General features: G+C 56.9%; 20 protein-coding genes, 1 other RNA gene and 4 pseudogenes. 18 read left to right on the top strand and 7 right to left on the bottom strand.

What is annotated here, in order from left to right; translation table 11 throughout:
* Positions 1–64 precede the first annotated feature (64 nt).
* From ubiD to N018_RS23720, 3 genes are all read left to right on the top strand, one after another.
* Positions 65–1,531 (top strand): 4-hydroxy-3-polyprenylbenzoate decarboxylase, encoded by a 1,467-nt coding sequence (ubiD, locus tag N018_RS23730; RefSeq protein ID WP_025390903.1) that lies wholly within the window; start codon positions 65–67, stop codon positions 1,529–1,531.
* Positions 1,531–2,499: a CDP-6-deoxy-delta-3,4-glucoseen reductase gene (locus N018_RS23725; RefSeq protein ID WP_025390902.1), complete on the top strand. Its 969-nt coding sequence runs from the start codon at positions 1,531–1,533 to the stop codon at positions 2,497–2,499. Before ubiD ends, N018_RS23725 begins: the two co-directional genes overlap by 1 nt.
* Positions 2,500–2,706: 207 nt before the next feature.
* Positions 2,707–3,375 (top strand): gamma-glutamylcyclotransferase, encoded by a 669-nt coding sequence (locus N018_RS23720; protein ID WP_024645149.1) that lies wholly within the window; start codon positions 2,707–2,709, stop codon positions 3,373–3,375.
* Positions 3,376–3,388: 13 nt separating this feature from the next.
* Here the strand turns inward: N018_RS23720 and glpT are convergent, their stop codons facing one another.
* The gene (glpT, locus tag N018_RS23715; protein WP_025390901.1) at positions 3,389–4,738 is read right to left on the bottom strand and encodes a glycerol-3-phosphate transporter; all 1,350 of its coding nucleotides are present in this window, start codon (positions 4,736–4,738) and stop codon (positions 3,389–3,391) included.
* A gap of 405 nt (positions 4,739–5,143) precedes the next feature.
* Here glpT and N018_RS23710 point away from each other — a divergent pair.
* The 9 genes and pseudogenes from N018_RS23710 to N018_RS23675 form a co-directional block, all read left to right on the top strand.
* Positions 5,144–5,363 (top strand): annotated as a pseudogene (locus N018_RS23710) (energy transducer TonB); the annotation flags it as partial.
* A gap of 269 nt (positions 5,364–5,632) precedes the next feature.
* Positions 5,633–5,897 (top strand): annotated as a pseudogene (locus N018_RS27005) (IS5/IS1182 family transposase); the annotation flags it as partial.
* A 154-nt stretch (positions 5,898–6,051) separates the two neighbouring features.
* Positions 6,052–6,540 carry an Hcp family type VI secretion system effector gene (locus tag N018_RS23705; RefSeq protein ID WP_025390900.1) on the top strand — a complete coding sequence of 163 codons (489 nt, stop codon included), beginning with the start codon at positions 6,052–6,054 and terminating at the stop codon, positions 6,538–6,540.
* A 9-nt stretch (positions 6,541–6,549) separates the two neighbouring features.
* A complete protein-coding gene (locus tag N018_RS23700) occupies positions 6,550–7,524 on the top strand; it encodes a hypothetical protein (RefSeq protein WP_025390899.1) in 975 nt (324 codons plus the stop codon).
* Positions 7,521–7,898, top strand: coding sequence for a hypothetical protein (locus N018_RS23695; protein WP_025390898.1), 378 nt, complete (start codon positions 7,521–7,523; stop codon positions 7,896–7,898). Before N018_RS23700 ends, N018_RS23695 begins: the two co-directional genes overlap by 4 nt.
* A gap of 274 nt (positions 7,899–8,172) precedes the next feature.
* Positions 8,173–8,532, top strand: a complete 360-nt coding sequence (tnpB, locus tag N018_RS23690; RefSeq protein ID WP_024647222.1) for an IS66 family insertion sequence element accessory protein TnpB — start codon at positions 8,173–8,175, stop codon at positions 8,530–8,532.
* An 18-nt stretch (positions 8,533–8,550) separates the two neighbouring features.
* A pseudogene (gene tnpC / locus N018_RS23685) lies at positions 8,551–9,771 on the top strand (IS66 family transposase); the annotation flags it as partial.
* Positions 9,772–9,791: 20 nt separating this feature from the next.
* A pseudogene (locus tag N018_RS23680) lies at positions 9,792–10,190 on the top strand (IS66 family transposase); the annotation flags it as partial.
* A 326-nt stretch (positions 10,191–10,516) separates the two neighbouring features.
* Entirely contained in the window at positions 10,517–10,891 is a 375-nt protein-coding gene (locus N018_RS23675) for a hypothetical protein (protein WP_025390897.1), read from the top strand.
* A gap of 285 nt (positions 10,892–11,176) precedes the next feature.
* On the opposite strand, the gene N018_RS23670 is transcribed toward N018_RS23675, so the two are convergent.
* Positions 11,177–12,160 carry an NADPH:quinone oxidoreductase family protein gene (locus N018_RS23670; protein WP_025390896.1) on the bottom strand — a complete coding sequence of 328 codons (984 nt, stop codon included), beginning with the start codon at positions 12,158–12,160 and terminating at the stop codon, positions 11,177–11,179.
* A 130-nt stretch (positions 12,161–12,290) separates the two neighbouring features.
* Between N018_RS23670 and N018_RS23665 the strand changes: the two genes are divergently transcribed.
* Positions 12,291–12,701, top strand: a complete 411-nt coding sequence (locus N018_RS23665; protein ID WP_024645156.1) for a flagellar basal body-associated protein FliL — start codon at positions 12,291–12,293, stop codon at positions 12,699–12,701.
* Between the two features lie 6 nt (positions 12,702–12,707).
* Here the strand turns inward: N018_RS23665 and N018_RS23660 are convergent, their stop codons facing one another.
* Positions 12,708–13,157, bottom strand: coding sequence for an EVE domain-containing protein (locus tag N018_RS23660; protein ID WP_024645157.1), 450 nt, complete (start codon positions 13,155–13,157; stop codon positions 12,708–12,710).
* A 194-nt stretch (positions 13,158–13,351) separates the two neighbouring features.
* Here N018_RS23660 and N018_RS23655 point away from each other — a divergent pair, with 194 nt between their 5' ends.
* Positions 13,352–13,504 carry a hypothetical protein gene (locus N018_RS23655; protein WP_032606463.1) on the top strand — a complete coding sequence of 51 codons (153 nt, stop codon included), beginning with the start codon at positions 13,352–13,354 and terminating at the stop codon, positions 13,502–13,504.
* A gap of 66 nt (positions 13,505–13,570) precedes the next feature.
* Here N018_RS23655 and N018_RS23650 read toward each other — a convergent pair whose 3' ends face one another.
* The 4 genes from N018_RS23650 to N018_RS23640 form a co-directional block, all read right to left on the bottom strand.
* The gene (locus tag N018_RS23650) at positions 13,571–14,182 is read right to left on the bottom strand and encodes a 5-formyltetrahydrofolate cyclo-ligase (protein ID WP_024645158.1); all 612 of its coding nucleotides are present in this window, start codon (positions 14,180–14,182) and stop codon (positions 13,571–13,573) included.
* Between the two features lie 91 nt (positions 14,183–14,273).
* Positions 14,274–14,452, bottom strand: a non-coding RNA gene (gene ssrS, locus N018_RS27000) — 6S RNA.
* Between the two features lie 30 nt (positions 14,453–14,482).
* Complete coding sequence (locus N018_RS23645; RefSeq protein WP_024674562.1) at positions 14,483–14,812, bottom strand: cell division protein ZapA; 330 nt, start codon at positions 14,810–14,812, stop codon at positions 14,483–14,485.
* Positions 14,809–15,018 carry a TIGR02449 family protein gene (locus N018_RS23640; RefSeq protein ID WP_024645160.1) on the bottom strand — a complete coding sequence of 70 codons (210 nt, stop codon included), beginning with the start codon at positions 15,016–15,018 and terminating at the stop codon, positions 14,809–14,811. Before N018_RS23640 ends, N018_RS23645 begins: the two co-directional genes overlap by 4 nt.
* 147 nt (positions 15,019–15,165) lie before the next feature.
* Between N018_RS23640 and N018_RS23635 the strand changes: the two genes are divergently transcribed.
* From N018_RS23635 to N018_RS23620, 4 genes are all read left to right on the top strand, one after another.
* On the top strand, positions 15,166–15,720 hold the full coding sequence (locus N018_RS23635) for a YecA family protein (protein ID WP_024645161.1): 555 nt from the start codon (positions 15,166–15,168) through the stop codon (positions 15,718–15,720).
* Between the two features lie 77 nt (positions 15,721–15,797).
* Entirely contained in the window at positions 15,798–17,132 is a 1,335-nt protein-coding gene (pepP, locus tag N018_RS23630) for a Xaa-Pro aminopeptidase (RefSeq protein WP_024645162.1), read from the top strand.
* Complete coding sequence (ubiH, locus tag N018_RS23625; RefSeq protein WP_024645163.1) at positions 17,129–18,316, top strand: 2-octaprenyl-6-methoxyphenyl hydroxylase; 1,188 nt, start codon at positions 17,129–17,131, stop codon at positions 18,314–18,316. Before pepP ends, ubiH begins: the two co-directional genes overlap by 4 nt.
* A 51-nt stretch (positions 18,317–18,367) precedes the next feature.
* Positions 18,368–19,597 carry a 2-octaprenyl-3-methyl-6-methoxy-1,4-benzoquinol hydroxylase gene (locus tag N018_RS23620; RefSeq protein WP_025390895.1) on the top strand — a complete coding sequence of 410 codons (1,230 nt, stop codon included), beginning with the start codon at positions 18,368–18,370 and terminating at the stop codon, positions 19,595–19,597.

The raw sequence follows: 19,597 nt of genomic DNA, 5'->3' as shown, positions 1-19,597 counted from the left end.
ATTAGCTGCCTTGAAGGGCCGGAGCAGGTAGGATGTGCGTCTATTTGGATAAATGGCCGGGTTAATGAAATTCAAAGATCTAAGGGATTTCGTGCAGCAGCTTGAGCAGCGCGGAGAGTTGAAACGCATTCAGATGCCGATCTCGCCTGTGCTGGAAATGACTGAAATCTGTGACCGTACCTTGTGCGCCAAAGGCCCGGCCCTGCTGTTCGAAAAACCGATCGGCTTTGATATTCCGGTGCTTGGCAACCTGTTCGGCACGCCCGAACGCGTTGCCATGGGCATGGGCGCCGAGGCGGTCAGTGAGCTGCGCGAAATCGGTAAGTTGCTGGCGTTTCTCAAAGAGCCCGAGCCACCCAAGGGTCTGAAAGATGCCTGGTCCAAACTGCCGATCTTCCGCAAGGTCATTGCCATGGCGCCCAAGGTCGTCAAGGACGCGCCGTGTCAGGAGGTCGTCATTGAGGGGGATGACGTCGACCTCGGCATGCTGCCGGTGCAGACCTGCTGGCCGGGCGATGTCGCGCCGCTGATCACCTGGGGCCTGACGGTGACCAAAGGCCCGAACAAAGAGCGTCAGAACCTCGGCATCTACCGCCAGCAGGTGATCGGCCGCAACAAGATCATCATGCGCTGGCTCAGCCATCGTGGCGGCGCGCTGGACTTCCGTGACTGGTGCGCCAAGCATCCAGGCGAGCCTTATCCGGTTGCTGTGGCGCTGGGCGCTGACCCGGCGACCATTCTGGGTGCCGTTACCCCGGTGCCGGACAGCCTCTCCGAATACGCGTTCGCCGGGCTGCTGCGCGGTTCGCGCACCGAGCTGATCAAATGCCGTGGCAGTAACCTGCAAGTGCCTGCCAGCGCCGAGATCGTGCTGGAGGGTGTGATCCATCCGGGCGAAATGGCCAATGAGGGGCCTTACGGCGACCACACCGGCTATTACAACGAAGTCGACAGCTTTCCGGTCCTGACCGTCGAGCGGATCACCCATCGCATCAAGCCGATCTACCACAGCACCTACACCGGCCGTCCGCCGGATGAACCGGCGATTCTGGGCGTCGCGCTGAACGAAGTGTTTGTGCCGATCCTGCAAAAGCAGTTTCCGGAAATCGTCGATTTCTACCTGCCGCCCGAGGGATGTTCGTACCGCATGGCGGTGGTGACCATCAAGAAACAGTACCCCGGTCATGCCAAGCGCGTGATGCTGGGTGTCTGGTCGTTCCTGCGCCAGTTCATGTACACCAAGTTCGTGATCGTGACCGACGACGACATCAATGCGCGTGACTGGAACGACGTGATCTGGGCCATCACCACCCGTATGGACCCCAAGCGCGACACGGTCATGATCGACAACACGCCCATCGATTACCTGGACTTTGCTTCTCCGGTTTCCGGATTGGGATCAAAAATGGGTCTGGATGCCACTAACAAATGGCCAGGCGAGACCACGCGTGAATGGGGCAGGGCGATCGTCAAGGACGAAGCCACTACCCGCCGGGTGGACGAGATCTGGACGCAGTTGGGAATAGATTGATGCGTGTCACTTTGCAGCCGTCAGGTGCGGTGCTGGAAACCCTGCCGGGCGAGCGGATTCTCGATGCCGCACAGCGCCTTGGCTACGAATGCCCGCAGAGCTGTCGCAACGGCAATTGCCATGTCTGCTCGGCCTTGCTGGTAGAGGGTCGGGTGATGCAGTCGGGGCAGGTGCTCGATCACGGCGAGATTCATACCTGCGTGGCCGAGCCGCTCGAAGATTGCGTCGTGCTGTGGGATGGCGTGCTGGCCAGAGGCGAGTTGCCGGTGCGCAGTTTCGCCTGCCAGGTGAGCGAGTGCGTCGAGGTGGGTGGTGATGTCTGGCGGGTTGGCCTGCGCGCGCCAGCAGGCAAGGCGCCGCGTTATCACGCCGGACAGTACCTGATGATCGAGCGCGAGAATGGCGAGAAATCAGCGTTCTCCATTGCTTCGGCGCCGCACACGGGCCGCGATCTGGAACTGCATGTGCTGGCTCGCGAAGACAGCGCACGCAGCCTGATCAAACAGTTGCAGCGCAACAAAATGGCGCGGGTCGAGCTGCCGTTTGGCGATACCCATCTGGCCGAACTGCCTGAAGGCCCGCTGGTGCTGATTGCCGCAGGCACCGGCATGGCGCAGATGAACAGCCTGATCGAGCACTGCCGCGCCGAGGGCTTCAAGTACCCGGTGCATCTGTACTGGGGCGTGCGCAAGCCTGATGATTTTTATCAGGTCAGCCACTGGGATGAATGGGCGAAACTTCCCAACCTGTTCCTGCACAAGGTGGTCAGCGATGTGTGCGGCTGGGAAGGGCGCTGCGGCCTGCTGCATGAAGCTGTCTGCGAAGACATCAAGGACCTGTCGGCGGTACACGTCTACGCCAGCGGATCGCCTGCGATGATTTACGGAACGCTGGACGCCCTGGTCAGTGCCGGCATGGACGCCCATCAGATGCGCGCTGATGTATTCGCCTATGCCCCGCGTCCATGATGCCGGACTGACGGCAACACAAATGGAGTGTAAATTGCTTTAACTGCTTATGGTTTTCGGCGATGTCATTGGCTCGCCAGACGTTTTTTGGCAACACAGGCCTGTGGCCTGCAGATAGAACCGAACCACGACACCCTGATGCCGCTCACCCACGAGCGAGTCAGCGGGGCTCGGTAAAGACTGACAGTCAGCCTGTCAGGGAGGCAAATGGACAATCCAGTCAACGAGTTGGCCGCGGCGGTGCACGACGGCCTTGGCCTGACGTATCCGCCCGTTATCGATATGGGCCCGCAGCTTACCCGCGAGCAACTGCTCGCATCCATGGGCGCCACCATGCGTCGCCACAAGGGCGGCCCGGTGTGGCTGTTCGCCTACGGCTCACTGATCTGGCGGCCCGAGTGCACCGCCGTAGAGAGCCAGCGCGCGCGCGTGCACGGTTATCACCGCGGGCTTTACCTGTGGTCCCACGAACATCGCGGTACACCGGAAGTACCGGGTCTGGTATTCGGCCTGGATCGCGGTGGCTCATGCACCGGTTTTGCTTATCGTCTGCCGGACGAATGCCTGGAAACGTCGCTGCTGGCCCTGTGGGAGCGCGAAATGCCTTATCCCTCGTATCGACCGCACTGGCTCAATTGCCGTCTTGAAGATGGCAGAAAAGTGCAGGCGTTGGGATTTGTCCTGGAGCGGCATCTGCCCAGCTACGCGGGCAATCTGCCGGACAGCGTGCTCAGCCATGTGCTGGCCACCGCCAGCGGGCGTTATGGCACTACCCGTGAGTACGTGGAGCAGACCGCCAAGGCCCTGCGTAGCCACGCCATGCCAGACCTGAATCTGGAGGCGCGGCTCAAACGCTGCAAGTCAGAGACCGCCTGACAGGGCTCCGTTATTAGTGCTTGCTGTCGCGAGACGTGCTGGCGACCTGTTTGTGGCGCAGTGTCGGCGCCAGAAACGCCATCGCCAGAATGCACGCACCGATCAGTAGCACAAATCCGCCATCCCAGCCGAAGTGGTCAACCGTGTAGCCCATCGCCGCACTGGCTGCGACCGAACCGCCCAGATAACCGAACAGACCGGTGAAACCTGCTGCCGTACCCGCAGCTTTCTTCGGCGCGAGTTCCAGCGCCTGCAAGCCGATCAGCATTACCGGGCCGTAGATCAGGAAGCCGATGGAGACCAGCGCGATCATGTCGACGGTCGGGTTGCCTTCAGGATTCAGCCAGTACACCAGCGTGGCGATGGTCACCAGAAACATGAACACCATGCCGGTCAGGCCGCGATTGCCCTTGAATATCTTGTCCGACATCCAGCCGCACAGCAGCGTGCCCGGAATGCCCGCCCACTCGTACAGAAAGTAAGCCCACGAGGTCTTATCAACCGAAAAGTGCTTGGCCTCTTTCAGATAAGTGGGTGCCCAGTCCAGCACGCCGTAGCGCAGTAGGTAAACGAACACATTGGCCATGGCGATGTACCAGAGAAACTTGTTGCGCAGCACATACTTGACGAAGATTTCCCTGGCGCTGAATTCTTCTTCGTGACTCGCGTCGTAGCCTTCCGGGTAATCGTTCTTGTAATGCTCGATAGGCGGCAGGCCCACGGATTGCGGCGTGTCGCGCATCATGACAAACGCAAATACCGCCACCAGCAGCGCCACTGCAGCCGGTACGTAGAACGCCGCATGCCAGTCGTTGGTCCAGCCCATGCCGAGCAGAAACAGCGGACCGATCAGGCCGCCGCCGACGTTGTGCGCCACATTCCACACCGACACCACACCGCCGCGCTCTTTCTGCGACCACCAGTGGACCATCGTCCGCCCGCTCGGTGGCCAGCCCATGCCCTGCGCCCAGCCGTTGATGAACAGCAGCACAAACATGATCGTGACGCTGGAGGTCGCCCAGTGCGCAAAACCGAAGACAAACATGATCCCCGCAGAGACCAGCAGGCCGAACGGCAGAAAATAACGCGGGTTGGAGCGGTCCGAAACGATGCCCATGAGGAATTTCGACAAACCATAGGCAATTGCGATGGCCGACATCGCCACGCCGAGCTGGCCACGCGTGTACCCCTCGTCGATCAGGTACGGCATTGCCAGCGAGAAATTCTTGCGCAGCAGGTAGTAACCGGCATAACCGATAAAGATACCGGCGAAGATCTGCCAACGCAGACGGCGATAGGTGTTGTCGATTTTTTCTTCGGGAAGGGGTGTCTGGTGCCTGGCGGGGCGGAAAAAACCAAACATGGAGATGCTCCTGATTATTATTTTTTTTGCGAATGCGAATATTACATTTTCATTACAGAAAAAAGCAGTGCCTCTCGGCTGATTTTTCGTAGGAAAACGGGAAGAATCGTTGTTCTTTTATGAACATTGAGCAGATGTTTTTAGAGGTGTAGCGGGTTTGGGATGGGTCCTACGGGTGTCTCGGAAGTCGTGTACTTACGGCCTCGCTGGGCGCCTCATACCATCGTCATCATTGCGCCAAAGGGGGGCGCCGAGACGATGAGCCAATATAAAAATGAGAATTTTCGTGTTTATTCTTCCTGCCGTTGAAAAATGTATCGGCCCTTTCGCGAGCTCGCTCGCTCCCACATTTGAGGTGATCTCCCGGCTTTTGAGCGAGTTTCAGTCTCCGCAGGCAAAACTGTGGGCGCCAGATGGCGCAAGGGCGTCAAGCCGGACGCGCTTATGCGGACAGAGCTGTACCTGTCGAGCGGTCCGGTCATAGAGCAATTTTTCACCCTGGACGAGCGTCAGGCCCTCGTTCTTGAACTGCTGGAGGCGACGCCGAACATCGTCGCCCAATGCCAAAAATCCGATGCGCAGGTACGTGGATTATTTGCCGGAAAGTGTAAGGAAGGCGCTGTAGTGGTCTGGTCTGTTTATAACGCTCGCGTCAGTTCACTTGGTGCACAGTGCCTGGACCAAAGCATCATTGCCTTGGTCCAGGCTTTGTCGGGAGAAATCGGTGAGTGGCGCTCATATGTTGAATCGCTTCAAGCTGACTCATGTCGAGCGCTCCGTGAGCGGTGATTGCATTCGAAAAGTCTGTGATCGCCAACTCGATAGAGTCTTTCAATATCCTGATCGAGTTTTCAACGTCCTGTGATACGTCAGGCAACACGACGCATGAGTTAAATACGCGAGATCGATATTCAAGTTATCCGTAGGTCGAACAACAGGAGCGGAGGGCAATGCTACTCGGAACAAGTCGACCTATTTTCCGTGGAGCCTGTTCAAGCTGGATTTGTGGTCATGCCCAAGCGGTGGGTGGTAGAGCGGACTTATGCCTGGAATGAGAGGCTCTGCAGCTGATAATGCACCACGGCCGTCTTTTTGCGACAAGCGCGAGGCATGGGTGTGGCTGGCCGAGGCAAGAATACTCGCCCGCCGACTCAATACATTATTTTATCTAACGCGTTTAAGTATTAAACACAAAATTAGACATTGCGTTTCAAGCGTGCCTCCACGCCTTGAAACCAGCAGAAAAATTTGTTGTCATAGCCGCTTATCGCAAAAAACTACGATACACCACTGATTACCAAGGAAAGGTACGCATGGCTTTCGACGCTTTTATTCAGATAGCAGATATCCCCGGCGAGGCGCTAGACGAGAAGTACAGCAAATGGATTGAAATCACTGGTTATAACTTCGGCGTCAGCCAAAGCACCTCCGCTACCGCCAGTTCCTCGGGCGGTGCTTCATCCGGTCGCACCACCATGACCAACTTCACCTTTACCAAATACCTCGACAGTGCCAGCTGCAAGCTCATGGAAGCCAGTTGCGCAGGCCAGCACCTCAAGGAAGTGAAGCTGGTGCTGTGTCGCGCAGGCACCGACAAACTCAAATACTACGAAGTGGTGCTCGAAGAAGTCATCATCGCCGACTACACACAGAGTGCGAGTTCCGGCATACCCATCGAAATCGTTCAGCTCAACTACGGCCGGATAAAAACCACCTACACCTTGCAAAAACGTGTCGACGGCACGGCCGGCGGTAACGTGGCTGGCGGATGGGACCGGATCAATAATAAAAAGTACTCGTGAGGCACGACCATGGCCGAAGCACGCTCCTTCATCAATGTCAGAACACAGACCTTCGACTCTTTGAAAGCCAATCTCGCGCTGCCAAACAACTCCAAGGCCAAGTTCGTCGCACTGAACTCTCACATTTCAGGCAGCGTTGTCCTCGCCGGCGAGCTGGTCATCGTCGGTGACGCCTCCACCCCCTTGTCTACCGCTCAGGAAGCTTTCCTGATGGCAAAGGCTGCGGAGGTACATACAGCGTTGTTGACAAACGGCGTAGAGGCGGATGATTTCTTCCTTGATAATTTTGAGCTGCTTAAGCAGGCGATTTCCTATACATCCATGGGTATAGGCGCTACGAGTGACGGCTGGGCCAAACACATGGACGAGATCAAGAAATCGCTTCAGGATATCGAAAAACTCTACCGGGAACACATGGGGTCAGGCACGATGACGCAACGAGACGCGTTCTACGCCAAACGAACAGAACTGTTCATGAAGCTTGATAAACTGCTGAATAATTTCCTGGCGTATGGATCCGGGCTGCGCAACGAAGGTTCAATCAAAAGACTGCTTGGACTTTCAACCAACAGCTATATGCATACCGGAGAAATCGCAGGATATGCTGACAAGGTATCTGGCGTGGCTAAAGCCTCTAAATGGATCAAGAGGGGAACGTATATTGGGACTGCGCTTGAGGTAGGTTCAACTGCAATTGAGATTCGTAACGCCTGTACGCTAGGGCGTGAGGAGCAGTGTCGAAAAGCGAAGTATGTTGAAGGGAGCTCATTGATGGGTAGTATCGGCGGAGCAAGTGCAGGTGGTTATCTCGCAGGCTATGCGGCTGTGGGAGGTTGTGCTTTTATTTTGGGTATAACGACGGGTCCAGGTGCTTTGGCATGTGGCGTTGTCGGAGGTGCAGTTGGAGGATGGGCAGGTGGCGAACTAGGTGAGTCGGCGGGTGAAAAATTTGGCGAGATTCTTTATGGAGCTATATCGAAATGACAGACACTATGATAGGTCTGATCGGCGGGGCCATATTGATACCATTGCTCTTAACAAGCATCGTTATTGCTGTAATAGCACACAAGCATGTTGAAACTATAGAGGCATATTTACCAAACTGCTCCTACATAACAACTGTCAAAGAAGCATATTCTGGCGGCGGCCTGCTCGGCAAAATAATGCGAGGCGGCGTAATCGCTATGATTTTAATGATGCCTCAACTTAGTGCCCGAAGAGGTTTCGTTGACGCACGCGAAATAAAAAACCTTCCAAATCATTACAAAAAGCTCCTTGTAATTCCGGCAATCACTTCAGCAGCATTGTTTATCGCATTGATACTACTTCAGGCTTTGCGCTACATCCTTGAGCGCTAATGAAATAAAGATGGACAGAGTCCATAAGGCTGATATTTTTAGCGCTTTTTATACTCATAACAATAAGTTACGTTACTACCGAAATTGTTGCGAACAAGCATTTTTAATGCTGTAGAAGAGCAAACACCCTACTGCTCTTCTGTACGGACCATCAGAGAGGCATGGTCAGGTGGGGCCTGCTCGGAAAAGTGTAAGCGCTCCATAAACCCCACATTCAAAGTGCTTAGCTGATCCCGGAAGCTGTGATCCCGATTCCCTCAGGAGCCAGCTCGCCATGATGCGACCCGATGCCAAAGTCGAAAAAGTGTATCTGTACCCCAAGCCTGTGGACTTCCGAAAGTCTATCGACGGTCTGGCGGCATTGGTCGAACTGGACATCAAGGTCGCCGTCTTTGATCCAGTACTTTTCGTCTTCCTCAACAAGCCACGCAACCGCGTGAAGATCTTGTACTGGGAGCGCAATGGCTTTTGCCTTTGGCTCAAGCGTCTGGAGTCCGAACGATTCAAAACATCGCCAGACGCCACCGACGAAGCGATTGTCCTGACGGTTCAGGAACTCAACTGGATGCTCGATGGCTTTGACCTCTGGCGCAACCGTCCTCATCAAGTTTTGACGCCGCGATTCGTAGCCTGATTCGGTATAATCCAGGGCATGAATTCCGTGCCCGAAAACCTTCCAGATGATCCCGTTCTGCTCAAGCAACTGCTTGGGCAGATGTTCGACGAGCGTCAGTTGGATAAGGGAAAGATTATTCGGCTACAAGAACAGAATGCCCTCCTGCTTCAGCGTTTGTTCGGACGTAAGTCCGAGCAAACAGCTGATGCGGCAACGCCGCAACTGGCCCTCTTCAATGAAGTAGAAAGCGTCATCGAGCCTGTGGACGAAGCTTCAGATGAAGAGGTCGTTGCTCCGACCAGGCGCCGTGGCAAGCGCAAACCTTTGCCTGCCGATTTACCCCGCGTCGAAGTCATCCACGAACTGCATGAGCACGAACTGACCTGCGTTTGTGGCTGCCGCAAACACACCATTGGCGAAGAAGTCAGCGAGCAGCTTGAAATCGTGCCGATGCAGATCCGCGTGATCAAACACATCCGAAAAGTCTATGCCTGCCGCGACTGCGAAACAGCCCCGGTCACTGCTGATAAACCTGCGCAAGTGATCGAGAAGAGCATGGCCAGCCCTAGCGTTTTGGCGATGCTGCTTACCACTAAATATGTAGATGGTTTACCGCTTCACCGCTTTGAAAAAGTGTTGGGCCGCCACGGCATGGATATTCCTCGACAAACGTTGGCGCGCTGGGTGATTCAGTGCGGCGAGCATCTGCAACCCTTGCTCAACTTGATGCGGGATCGACTGCTGGAAAGTCGTGTCATCCACTGCGATGAGACGCGAGTGCAGGTTAATAAAGAGCCTGATCGAGAGCCCGCCAGTCAATCCTGGATGTGGGTACAAACTGGAGGCCCGCCTAATCAGCCTGTTGTTCTTTTCGACTACTCAACCAGCCGTGCGCAGGAGGTACCGACGCGCCTGCTAGAAGGCTATCGTGGCTACTTGATGACTGATGATTACGCCGGTTACAACGCGCTTGGAGCGCAAGCCGGTGTCGAGCGCTTGGGTTGTTGGGCGCATGCTCGTCGCAAGTTCGTAGAAGCACAAAAAGTGCAGCCCAAGGGCAAAACCGGGCGGGCTGATGTTGCCCTGAATTTGATCAACAAGCTTTACGGTATCGAGCGGGCGTTGAAAGAAGGCAGCGATGAGCAGCGTTATGAAGCTCGCCAGCAAAACAGCGTACCGGTGCTGACTCAGTTGCACACCTGGATGGAGAAAACGCTGCCTCACGTCACGGCGCAAAATGCGCTGGGTAAGGCGATCAGTTATCTAGCCAGCAAAACAGCGTACCGGTGCTGACTCAGTTGCACACCTGGATGGAGAAAACGCTGCCTCACGTCACGGCGCAAAATGCGCTGGGTAAGGCGATCAGTTATCTAGCCAGCAACTGGCAAAAGCTGCTGCGCTATACCGAAGCTGGATTTTTGCCCATCGACAACAATGCGGCAGAGCGTGCGATCAGACCGTTTGTGATCGGACGCAAGAACTGGCTATTCAGCGATACCCCCAAGGGTGCCAAGGCCAGTGCTCAACTCTACAGCTTGGTCGAGACGGCTAAAGCCAACGGCCAGGAGCCCTATGCGTGGCTGCGCCACGCATTAGAACGGCTACCACTGGCGACCTCGGTTGAAGATTACGAAGCCTTGCTGCCGTGGAACTGTACGCCTCGTTTGCATTCCTAGACGCACCGTCGTCTTTGGTTAGATGGGGTTTGTGGAGCGCTTACGGAAAAGTCATGCGCGGCGGCGCTATTTCAGTGGTACTGATAGTGCCAAAGCTAAGCGCCATAAGAGGGGGCTTGATGCCAAAGAAGTTGAGAAATTTCCTGTGTTGTATAAAAAATTTTTGATAATCCCTACAGTCGTGAATTTTCTTTATTTACAGTGATGATGGCGCTTAGTATTTTTCTGAGTCGAGAATTAGCACTCGATAACTACAAGATCGAAGGGGTACGCCACCCCTTTCATAAAGCGCACAAAGGGAAATTCTTAATGAGCGAGATCAGAAATTGATCAGTATCGAGCCTGGCCTGGTTGGGGTTTTTCTGTACGCCGCTATGGTCATCATCATTCTCGCGTCAGCCTACATAGCACGCAACTACACGCACATTTTTGAATCATATTTACCGAACTGCAAGCTCATAACAGATAACAAAGCCACCTATAGTGAAGCAGGCTTGCCCGGCAAAATTGTACGATGCGGCATGATCTATATATTTCTAATGATTCCTGGTTTGGGCAAAAAACGTGGAATTATGGATATGAAGGAGGCGCAAGATTTTCCTAGGAAAATGAGGTGGTTGCTGTTCATTCCATGGACGGCTCAGATTGTGATCTTCGTAGCGCTAATCTGGTTTACTCAGTTTGCTATACCTCCTGCCTAAGCGTCATGGGAAATGGCCTTGAGAGTTCGTATATATAGTTGATAAATCAACGCGCAAGCACACAGGTCGAGCACCGACTAATAAGTGTCGTTATCATCGTTCCTCCGATACTTAGGGAAGTCGGGCAGTGCGGGTGCATTTGGAGGCGTTAGGAAACGACTTTTACGGGTTTGCTTGCGTTTACCAACCGTACTCGGCGTTGGTGAAGGTCATCTGCCTCATCATGTATCTCGGTGATGGAGGTCAGAGAATCTGCCGAATTTGGAAGTCTTTTCCAGAGGTTCCTTAGGCCGGCTTCAAAATGACCACCACTTTCCCCACAGCCCTGCGCCCACCCAACAAATCAATCGCCTCCCCAGCTCGCTCCAGCGGATAAACCGTCGACACCAACGGCTTCAACTTCCCCTCCTCAAACCACGCAAACAACTGCTTGAAGTTCGCCGCATTGTCCTGCGGTTGTCTCTGCGCAAACGAGCCCCAGAATACGCCGACCACCGAGGCACCTTTGAGCAGGGCGAGATTGACGGGCAGGTCGGGGATGCGGCCGCTGGCGAAGCCGACGACCAGCAGGCGGCCGTTCCAGGCGATGGCGCGGATGGCCTGGTCGAAGAGGTCGCCGCCGACCGGGTCGTAGATCACGTCGGCACCGTTGCCGTTGGTGAGGCGTTTGATTTCGTCCTTGACGCTGGTTTCGCTGTAGTTGATGAGTTCGTCTGCGCCTGCGTTTCTGGCGACTTGCAGTTTTTCAGCACTGCTGGCGGCGGCAATGACGCGGGCACCGAGGGCTTTGCCGATTTCGACGGCGGCCAGGCCGACGCCGCCGGATGCACCGAGCACCAGCAGGGTTTCGCCAGGTTGCAGGTTGGCGCGCTGTTTGAGCGCGTGCATGGAGGTGCCGTAGGTCATGCTGAACGCGGCGGCGGTGGTGAAGTCCATGCGTTCCGGGATCGGCAGCACATTGTAGTGTGGCACGGCGACCTGCTCGGCGAAGCTGCCCCAACCGGTGAGGGCCATGACCCGGTCGCCGGGTTTCAAGTGAGTGACTTTCTCTCCGACCGCCGATATCACGCCTGCCGCCTCGCCACCCGGTGAGAAGGGGAAGGGCGGTTTGAACTGGTACTTGCCTTCGATGATCAGCGTGTCCGGGAAGTTGACCCCTGCTGCGTGGACGTCGAGCAGGATTTCGTTGTGTTTGATCTCCGGGCTGGGGACGTCTTCAAGCACCAATGTATCGGCAGGACCAAAGGCTTTACAAAGCAGGGCTTTCATCGGGCTATTCCTTTTCCGGTAATGGCCGATAAAGTCAGTTAAGTGGGTCATCGGGTCAACAAGAATGGCCCTGCCTGATAAGCACACATAAGCTGTAAGCTACGTGGCAAACCGTATTAAGGAGTGGACTGTGAAAGCGTGGATTCTGATGATATTGCTGGCCTTGTCGTTGCCCGCCATGGCAGAGGAAGAGGCCAAGGAAGAAGGCGGCCCTCCGAAAGCGGCGTATGTTTCGCTGACGCCTCCGTTCGTGGGTAATTACGCGCTGGATGGCGGCCCGAAACTCCGCGTCTACAAAGCTGATATTGCGCTGCGCGTCACCGGTGCCGATGCCGAAGCTGCGGTCAAACGCCACGACGCACTGATTCGTAATCAACTGGTCGCGCTGTTTACCCAGCAGACGGTCGATTCGATGAGCAGTGCTGAAGCAAAAGAAAATATTCGTCAGGAAGCGCTCAAGCAGGTTCAGCGCGTCATGAACGACGAAGAAGGCAAGCCGGTGGTCGAAGACTTGCTGTTCAACAACTTTATCGTCCAGTAAAACGGATCAGCGCAGTGCCAGGATTGCCGACCACTGTTCGGCGGTCACTGGCATGACGGACAGTCGGCTGCCTTTTTGCACCAGCGGCAGTTGTTCCAGTTGGCTTTGCTGTTTCAGATAACCCAGCCCCAGTACCTTCTTGAAGATATCCACGAACTCGATGTCGATGGCACTCCATGGGTTTTTATCCGCGCTGGCCTTGGCGTCGTGATAGTGGCTCTCCGGGTCCAGGGCAGTGGGGTCTGGATAAGCCGCCTTGGCGATTTTGCCAATGCCGGCGATGCCCGGTTCAGGGCAACTGGAGTGATAGAAAAAGAATTCGTCCCCTACAGCCATGTCCCTGAGGAAGTTGCGCGCCTGATAATTGCGCACGCCGTCCCAGCGGGCTTTGCCCAGTCGTCGCAGGTCGCTGATCGAGAATTCGTCAGGCTCGGACTTCATCAGCCAGTAGGCCATTGCGTGTGCTCCAAAGACATAAAGTTTGCCGTAGGGCTAAAAGTTGTATGACAAACCGACAGTCGGCTTGTGCCAGTATTTGCGTACTGGTTCACGTTACCGCAAAATGCCGCCCTTTAAAGTTCCACGATACTGCACGGTTTTTCAAATGACCGCTGTGGGCATCGTATTGATTTGCCTAAGGAGGGCAGTCATTGAAGCGCAAGCCTGATTTACTCTGGATTCTGGTTATTCTGTTTGGCTTGGGTGTCGTGACAACCGGTTATGCGCAGAGTTTGTGGACCAGCAAGGAAGATGCCCCCGTCGAAATCACCCAGCAGCAACAGAAAGTCCCCGGCAGGCATTAAGCCCTGCTTCTGCTCTGATCGTTGAAGACTTCCAGCGATCAGAGTGCGCTCTTCAGTTCTGGTCAGTCAGGTATCTTTACTCAAATACCAGCCTTTATCCGATAGTGTGCCTTGCATCGGCACATCCCAGCTTGCTTGCGCCAGTTTATCCACCTTCTGACACTCATGAGCCAGCCCTAATAAAACAGGCTTGCGCCAGGTTTTTCTGCGCGCCAGGTAAGCCAGGCTGCGGTCATAGAAACCGCCGCCCATGCCCAGGCGACCGCCCTGGTCATCGAACCCTACCAGCGGCATCAGAACCAGATCAAGGGCCCAGATTTTGCGCTGTTTCGCACGGTTGATGCGCGGCTCGGGGATGCGAAAGCGATTGGGGATGAATTTCTCGCCTGGACTTACGCGCTGGAACACCATGCGTGTGCGTGGCCATGCATTGAGGACTGGCAGGTAGGTCGCCTTGCCGCGCCGCTGCGCTTCGCGCAATAGCAGGCGTGGGTCGATCTCACCGTCCATCGGCAGGTACAGCGAAACATGTTTTGCGCGTCGAAACAGCGGGTGCTGGGCCAATTGGCGATAAATGCCGCGGGCAGCCTGACGCTGCTGGGCATGGCTCAGCGACCTGCGCGCAATGCGCAGTTGGCGACGAAGTTGCGGGCGTGTGAGCGATAGAGCGCTGATCATGAGAGAAAGGTCATGCAGGCTGATCCGAGAGGTTGAAACCAGAGCTGGATCGTGATTGCCAGACAGGCTTGTCTGGCAAGGTATTGAATTAGGACTCCCCGACGAACCGCTGTCGGTGTAGCCCTTGAACCCGAAAGTTCAAGGTGGAGATTGCAGGAGGTTTTAAGGCTTTCCGTCGAGCGGACATGCACACCAACCCCAACGTGCAACCCCCGTGGTTGTGCGTATCGGCTCAGGGACATGACCGACTGGCAAGCACTCCAGGGAGCGGCGCAAGTATACAGAAATGCCCCGCAATAATCAGCCCCGAGTTGAATCCGGTGTGCCGGGGGTGTCTGTCGCCAGCACCAGATCGACCTTGTCGAGCAGATCACGCACCTGTTCACGGGTCGAGCCGCTGGCCTGTACGTCGGGCACATGCTCCTTGTGCAGCAGGTCGTGAGTAATGTTCAGGGCGGCCATAACGGCAATGCGATCAGCCCCGATAACTTTGCCGCTGCTGCGGATTTCACGCATCTTGCCATCCAGGTAGCGGGCAGCGCTGACCAGGTTGGTGCGCTCTTCCTGAGGGCAAATGATCGAATATTCCTTGTCGAGGATCTGAACGGTAACGCTGTTGCCATTGCTCATGATTCTTGCTCCAGGGCTTTGAGGCGCGAAATCATTGACTCGACCTTCTGCCGGGCGATTTCGTTTTTTTCAATGAGTTGGGCGCGTTCCTCGCGCCAGGACTTTTCCTGAGCTAATAGGAGTGCTTTTTCGCCTTTAAGTTGCTCGGCATACTTCAGGAGCAGCTCTACACGTTTCATCAGCGCTTGCAGGTCGGTGTCTTCCATTGTTTTCCACTGAGTACTTTCTGATGAATGGCAGGGGGAGCGATGCTCTTGCTCAAGCTCGAACCGCCGTCCGGGTGATCTTGTCGCGCGGATAGTCTAGGATACAAGGCCTTCATTCTAGACATTGCGCCGTTTGGCGACCAGCACATGCCCATTCAGAATTCTCCGTACAAAGCATTCGCCGCCCTGCTCAACAGTGGCGGTCACCAGGTATCACCCGCCGAGCTGCATGGTTTGCTGCTTGGCCGCAGTTGCGCCGGTGCCGGTTTCGACAACGAAGGCTGGTTCGCCGACGCCTCGGTGCTGCTCGAAACCGAGCCGCAGGATAACATTCGCGCAGCGCTTGTCGGCCTGCAAGAGATGGTCAAAGGCGAACTTACTGGCGACGACATGACGGTTGTGCTGTTGCTGCCGGGCGACGACGAGCCGCTGACCGAGCGTGCCGCTGCACTGGGCCAGTGGTGCCAGGGTTTCCTGTCAGGCTTCGGTCTGGCGATTGGCGACAAGGTCCTCGGAAGCGAAGCCAAAGCCGTTCTCGAGGATCTGGCTGCCATTGCTCAGGTTCAGGATGCACTGGAAGAGTCCGAAGACGGCGAGACCGATTACATGGAAGTCATGGAGTACATGCGCGTAGCGCCGTTGCTGCTCTTCACCGAGTTCAACGAACCTTCCGCGCCGGAACCCAAGCCCTCCCTGCACTGACCGATAGCGGCCACTGTGACACCGGCGCTGGCTGATACAGCCCACGCCGGCAGACTCCATCAGGACTCAAGCTGCCAATGATTCAGATCCCGAAGTCCGAATACGCCCGCCGCCGCAAGGCGCTGATGGCTCAGATGGAGCCCAACAGCATTGCGATTCTGCCCGCCGCTGCGGTGGCTATTCGTAATCGGGATGTCGAGCACGTCTACCGTCAGGACAGCGACTTCCAGTACCTGAGCGGCTTTCCGGAACCGGAAGCGGTGGTGGTGCTGATTCCAGGGCGCGAGTATGGCGAGTACGTCCTGTTCTGCCGCGAGCGCGATCCCCAACGCGAACTATGGGATGGCTTGCGTGCCGGGCAGGAAGGTGCGATTCGCGACTTTGGCGCGGACGACGCATTCCCGATCAGTGACATCGACGACATCCTGCCGGGCCTGATCGAAGGTCGAGACCGGGTGTATTCTGCGATGGGCAGTAACCCCGAGTTCGACCGGCACCTGATGGACTGGATCAACGTGATTCGCTCCAAGGCGCACCTTGGCGCGCAGCCGCCGAAGGAGTTCGTGGCACTGGATCACTTGCTGCACGACATGCGCCTTTACAAGTCAGCGGCGGAAATCAAAGTCATGCGCGGCGCGGCGGAGATATCCGCGCGTGCCCATGTGCGTGCGATGCAGGCCTGTCGCGCTGGCCTGCATGAGTTCAGCCTGGAAGCCGAACTGGATTATGAATTCCGCAGAGGCGGGTCGAAGATGCCTGCCTACGGCTCTATCGTCGCCTCGGGCCGCAATGGCTGCATCCTGCATTACCAACAGAATGACGCAGTGCTCAAGGATGGCGATCTGGTACTGATCGACGCGGGCTGTGAAATCGACTGCTATGCCAGCGACATCACCCGCACCTTTCCGGTAAATGGCAGGTTTTCACCCGAGCAAAAAGCCATCTATGAGCTGGTGCTCAAATCGCAGTACGCGGCTTTTGAAGCCATCGGCCCGGACAAACACTGGAACCAGGCGCACGAAGCGACGGTCCAGGTTATTACCGCCGGGCTGGTCGAGCTTGGCCTGCTGCAAGGCGATGTCGATGAGTTAATCCAGGCCGAGGCCTACAAGGCTTTTTACATGCACCGCGCCGGACACTGGCTGGGCATGGACGTCCACGACGTCGGCGAATACAAGGTCGGCGGCGAGTGGCGAGTATTGGAGGTCGGCATGACGCTGACCGTTGAACCCGGGATTTACATATCCCCCGACAATCTGGACGTCGCGAAGAAATGGCGAGGTATTGGTGTGCGAATCGAGGATGACGTGGTGGTAACCAGGCGGGGCTGTGAAATCCTCTCTGGCGGCGTGCCCAAGACCGTCGCCGAGATCGAGGCGCTGATGGCTGACGCACAGGTGCAAACCGCATGAGCCGTTTTAATATCGCAATCGTTGGCGGGGGGCTGGTAGGCGCAAGTCTCGCGCTTGCGCTACAGGCCGGTGCGAAGGCGCGAGGCTGGAAAATCGTACTGATCGAGCCTTTTGCACCGGGCGAAACCTGGCAGCCCAGTTATGACGCACGCTCCTCGGCGTTATCGTTTGGCGCGCGGCGGATCTATGAACGGCTCGGCGTCTGGCAGCAGATCGCGCGCCGCGCCGAGCCGATCCTGCAGATTCAGGTCTCGGACCGTGGTCGCTTCGGCGCGACTCGTCTTTCCGCGATTGAAGAGGGCGTGCCGGCGCTCGGTTATGTCGTGGAAAACGCCTGGGTAGGCCAGGCGCTCTGGGCCGGTCTGGATCGGGACGTGGTCAGTTGGCGCGTGCCGGCAGAGGTCAAGCAGATGCAGCCGCTGCCTGATGGCTACCGCCTGACGTTGAATGATGAAACCGAACTGGAGTGTGATCTGGCAATACTCGCCGACGGCGGTCGTTCCAGTCTGCGTGAGCAGTTGGGTATCGGCGTGCGCCAGACGCCTTACGATCAAAGCGCGTTGATCGCCAATATCACGCCAAGCGAAGCCCATTGCGGGCAGGCGTTCGAGCGTTTTACCGATGATGGCCCGATGGCCTTGTTGCCATTGCCTGACAACCGCTGCGCGCTGGTCTGGACCCGTCCGGGCAATGACACCCAGCGACTCGCCGAACTCGATGACCGCAGTTTCCTTGAAGAGCTGCAAGGTGTGTTTGGCTATCGCCTGGGCACGCTGCGTCAGGTCGGGGCGCGGCATGTGTATCCGCTGGCGCTGGTTGAAGCCGAGGAGCAGGTGCGCTCGCATCTGGTGATCCTGGGCAATGCGGCGCACAGCCTGCACCCGATTGCCGGTCAGGGCTTCAACCTGTCGCTGCGTGACGCCGATGCGCTGGCAGAGACGCTGCTCGACAGTGATGCGCCGCTGGGTGATCTGTCGACCCTGCAGCGTTATCGCGAACGTCAGTTTCTGGATCAGCAGTTGACCGTTGGTTTCTCCGACAAGGTAACGCGCCTGTTCGGCAGCACCCAGTCGGCAGTGGCCACAGGGCGTAATCTGGGGCTGCTGGGCCTTGATCTGTTGCCGGCCGCCAAACGCTGGTTTGCCCGCCAGGCGATGGGGCTGGGAACTCGCACCGATGTATGACGCAAGCACTTTAACCCATTGGCTTCGGCCGCAAGCGAGAACGGTTTGAGCATGGAAACACGCGCGGATGTGCTGATTGTCGGAGCCGGAATGGTCGGCAGCGCCCTTGCACTGGCCTTGCAGGGCAGTGGCCTTGAGGTGCTGGTCGTTGACGGTGGGCCGTTGAGCGTCAAACCCTTCGACCCGCAGTCGAATTTCGAGCCGCGAGTCAGTGCGCTGTCGGCCGCCAGCCAACGTATTCTGCAACGCCTGGGCGCGTGGGAGGGCATCGCGGCCCGGCGCATCAGCCCGTATGCGCACATGCATGTCTGGGACGGTAGCGGCACCGGGGAGATTCACTTTTCGGCCTCCAGCGTGCACGCCAACGTATTGGGGCACATTGTCGAAAATCGTGTGGTGCAGGACGCGCTCCTCGACCGTCTGCACGACAGTGATATTGGCCTGTTGGCCAATTCACGGCTTGAGCAGATGCGCCATTCAGGTGATGACTGGCTGCTGACCCTGGCGGACGGCCGCTTGCTGCGTGCGCCACTTGTGATTGCGGCTGATGGTGCGAATTCCGCTGTGCGCCGTCTGACGGAAACACCGACACGAGAGTGGGATTATAAGCACCACGCGATCATCACCAGCGTGCGCACAGCCGAGTCGCACAAGAAAACCGCCTGGCAGCGCTTTACCGACGACGGCCCATTGGCGTTTCTGCCGCTGGACCGTGAGGGTGAACACTGGTGCTCCATCGTCTGGTCGGTTACACCCACTGAAGCCGAGCGTTTGATGCTGCTGGACGACGAGCTGTTCTGTCGCGAACTGGAAAGCGCACTAGAGGGCAGACTCGGCCAGATACTGACTGCCGACCCCCGCCTGTGCGTGCCGCTGCGTCAGCGCCATGCCAAGCGTTACGTGGCCAAAGGGCTGGCGCTGATTGGCGATGCCGCGCACACCATCCACCCGCTGGCCGGGCAGGGCGTGAACCTCGGTTTTCTGGATGCTGCTGTGCTGGCCGAGGTGCTGACCCACGCTGCCCAGCGTGGCGAGCGCTGGTCGGATGCGCGCGTGCTGGGTCGCTACGAGCGACGTCGCATGCCGCACAACCTGACGCTGATGGCGGCGATGGAAGGTTTCGAACGCCTGTTCCAGGCCAATCCGCTGCCACTGCGCTGGCTGCGCAATACCGGTCTGAAAGTAGTCAACCAACTGCCGGAAGCCAAAGCCCTGTTCGTGCGCGAAGCGTTGGGACTGTCCGGTGATTTACCGGAGCTGGCGCGGATTGATGCTTGTTAG

It is taken from the genome of Pseudomonas syringae CC1557, assembly GCF_000452705.1.
In the GTDB taxonomy this organism is placed as follows: Bacteria; Pseudomonadota; Gammaproteobacteria; order Pseudomonadales; family Pseudomonadaceae; genus Aquipseudomonas; species Aquipseudomonas syringae_F.
This window is presented reverse-complemented; position numbering and strand designations above follow the sequence as displayed.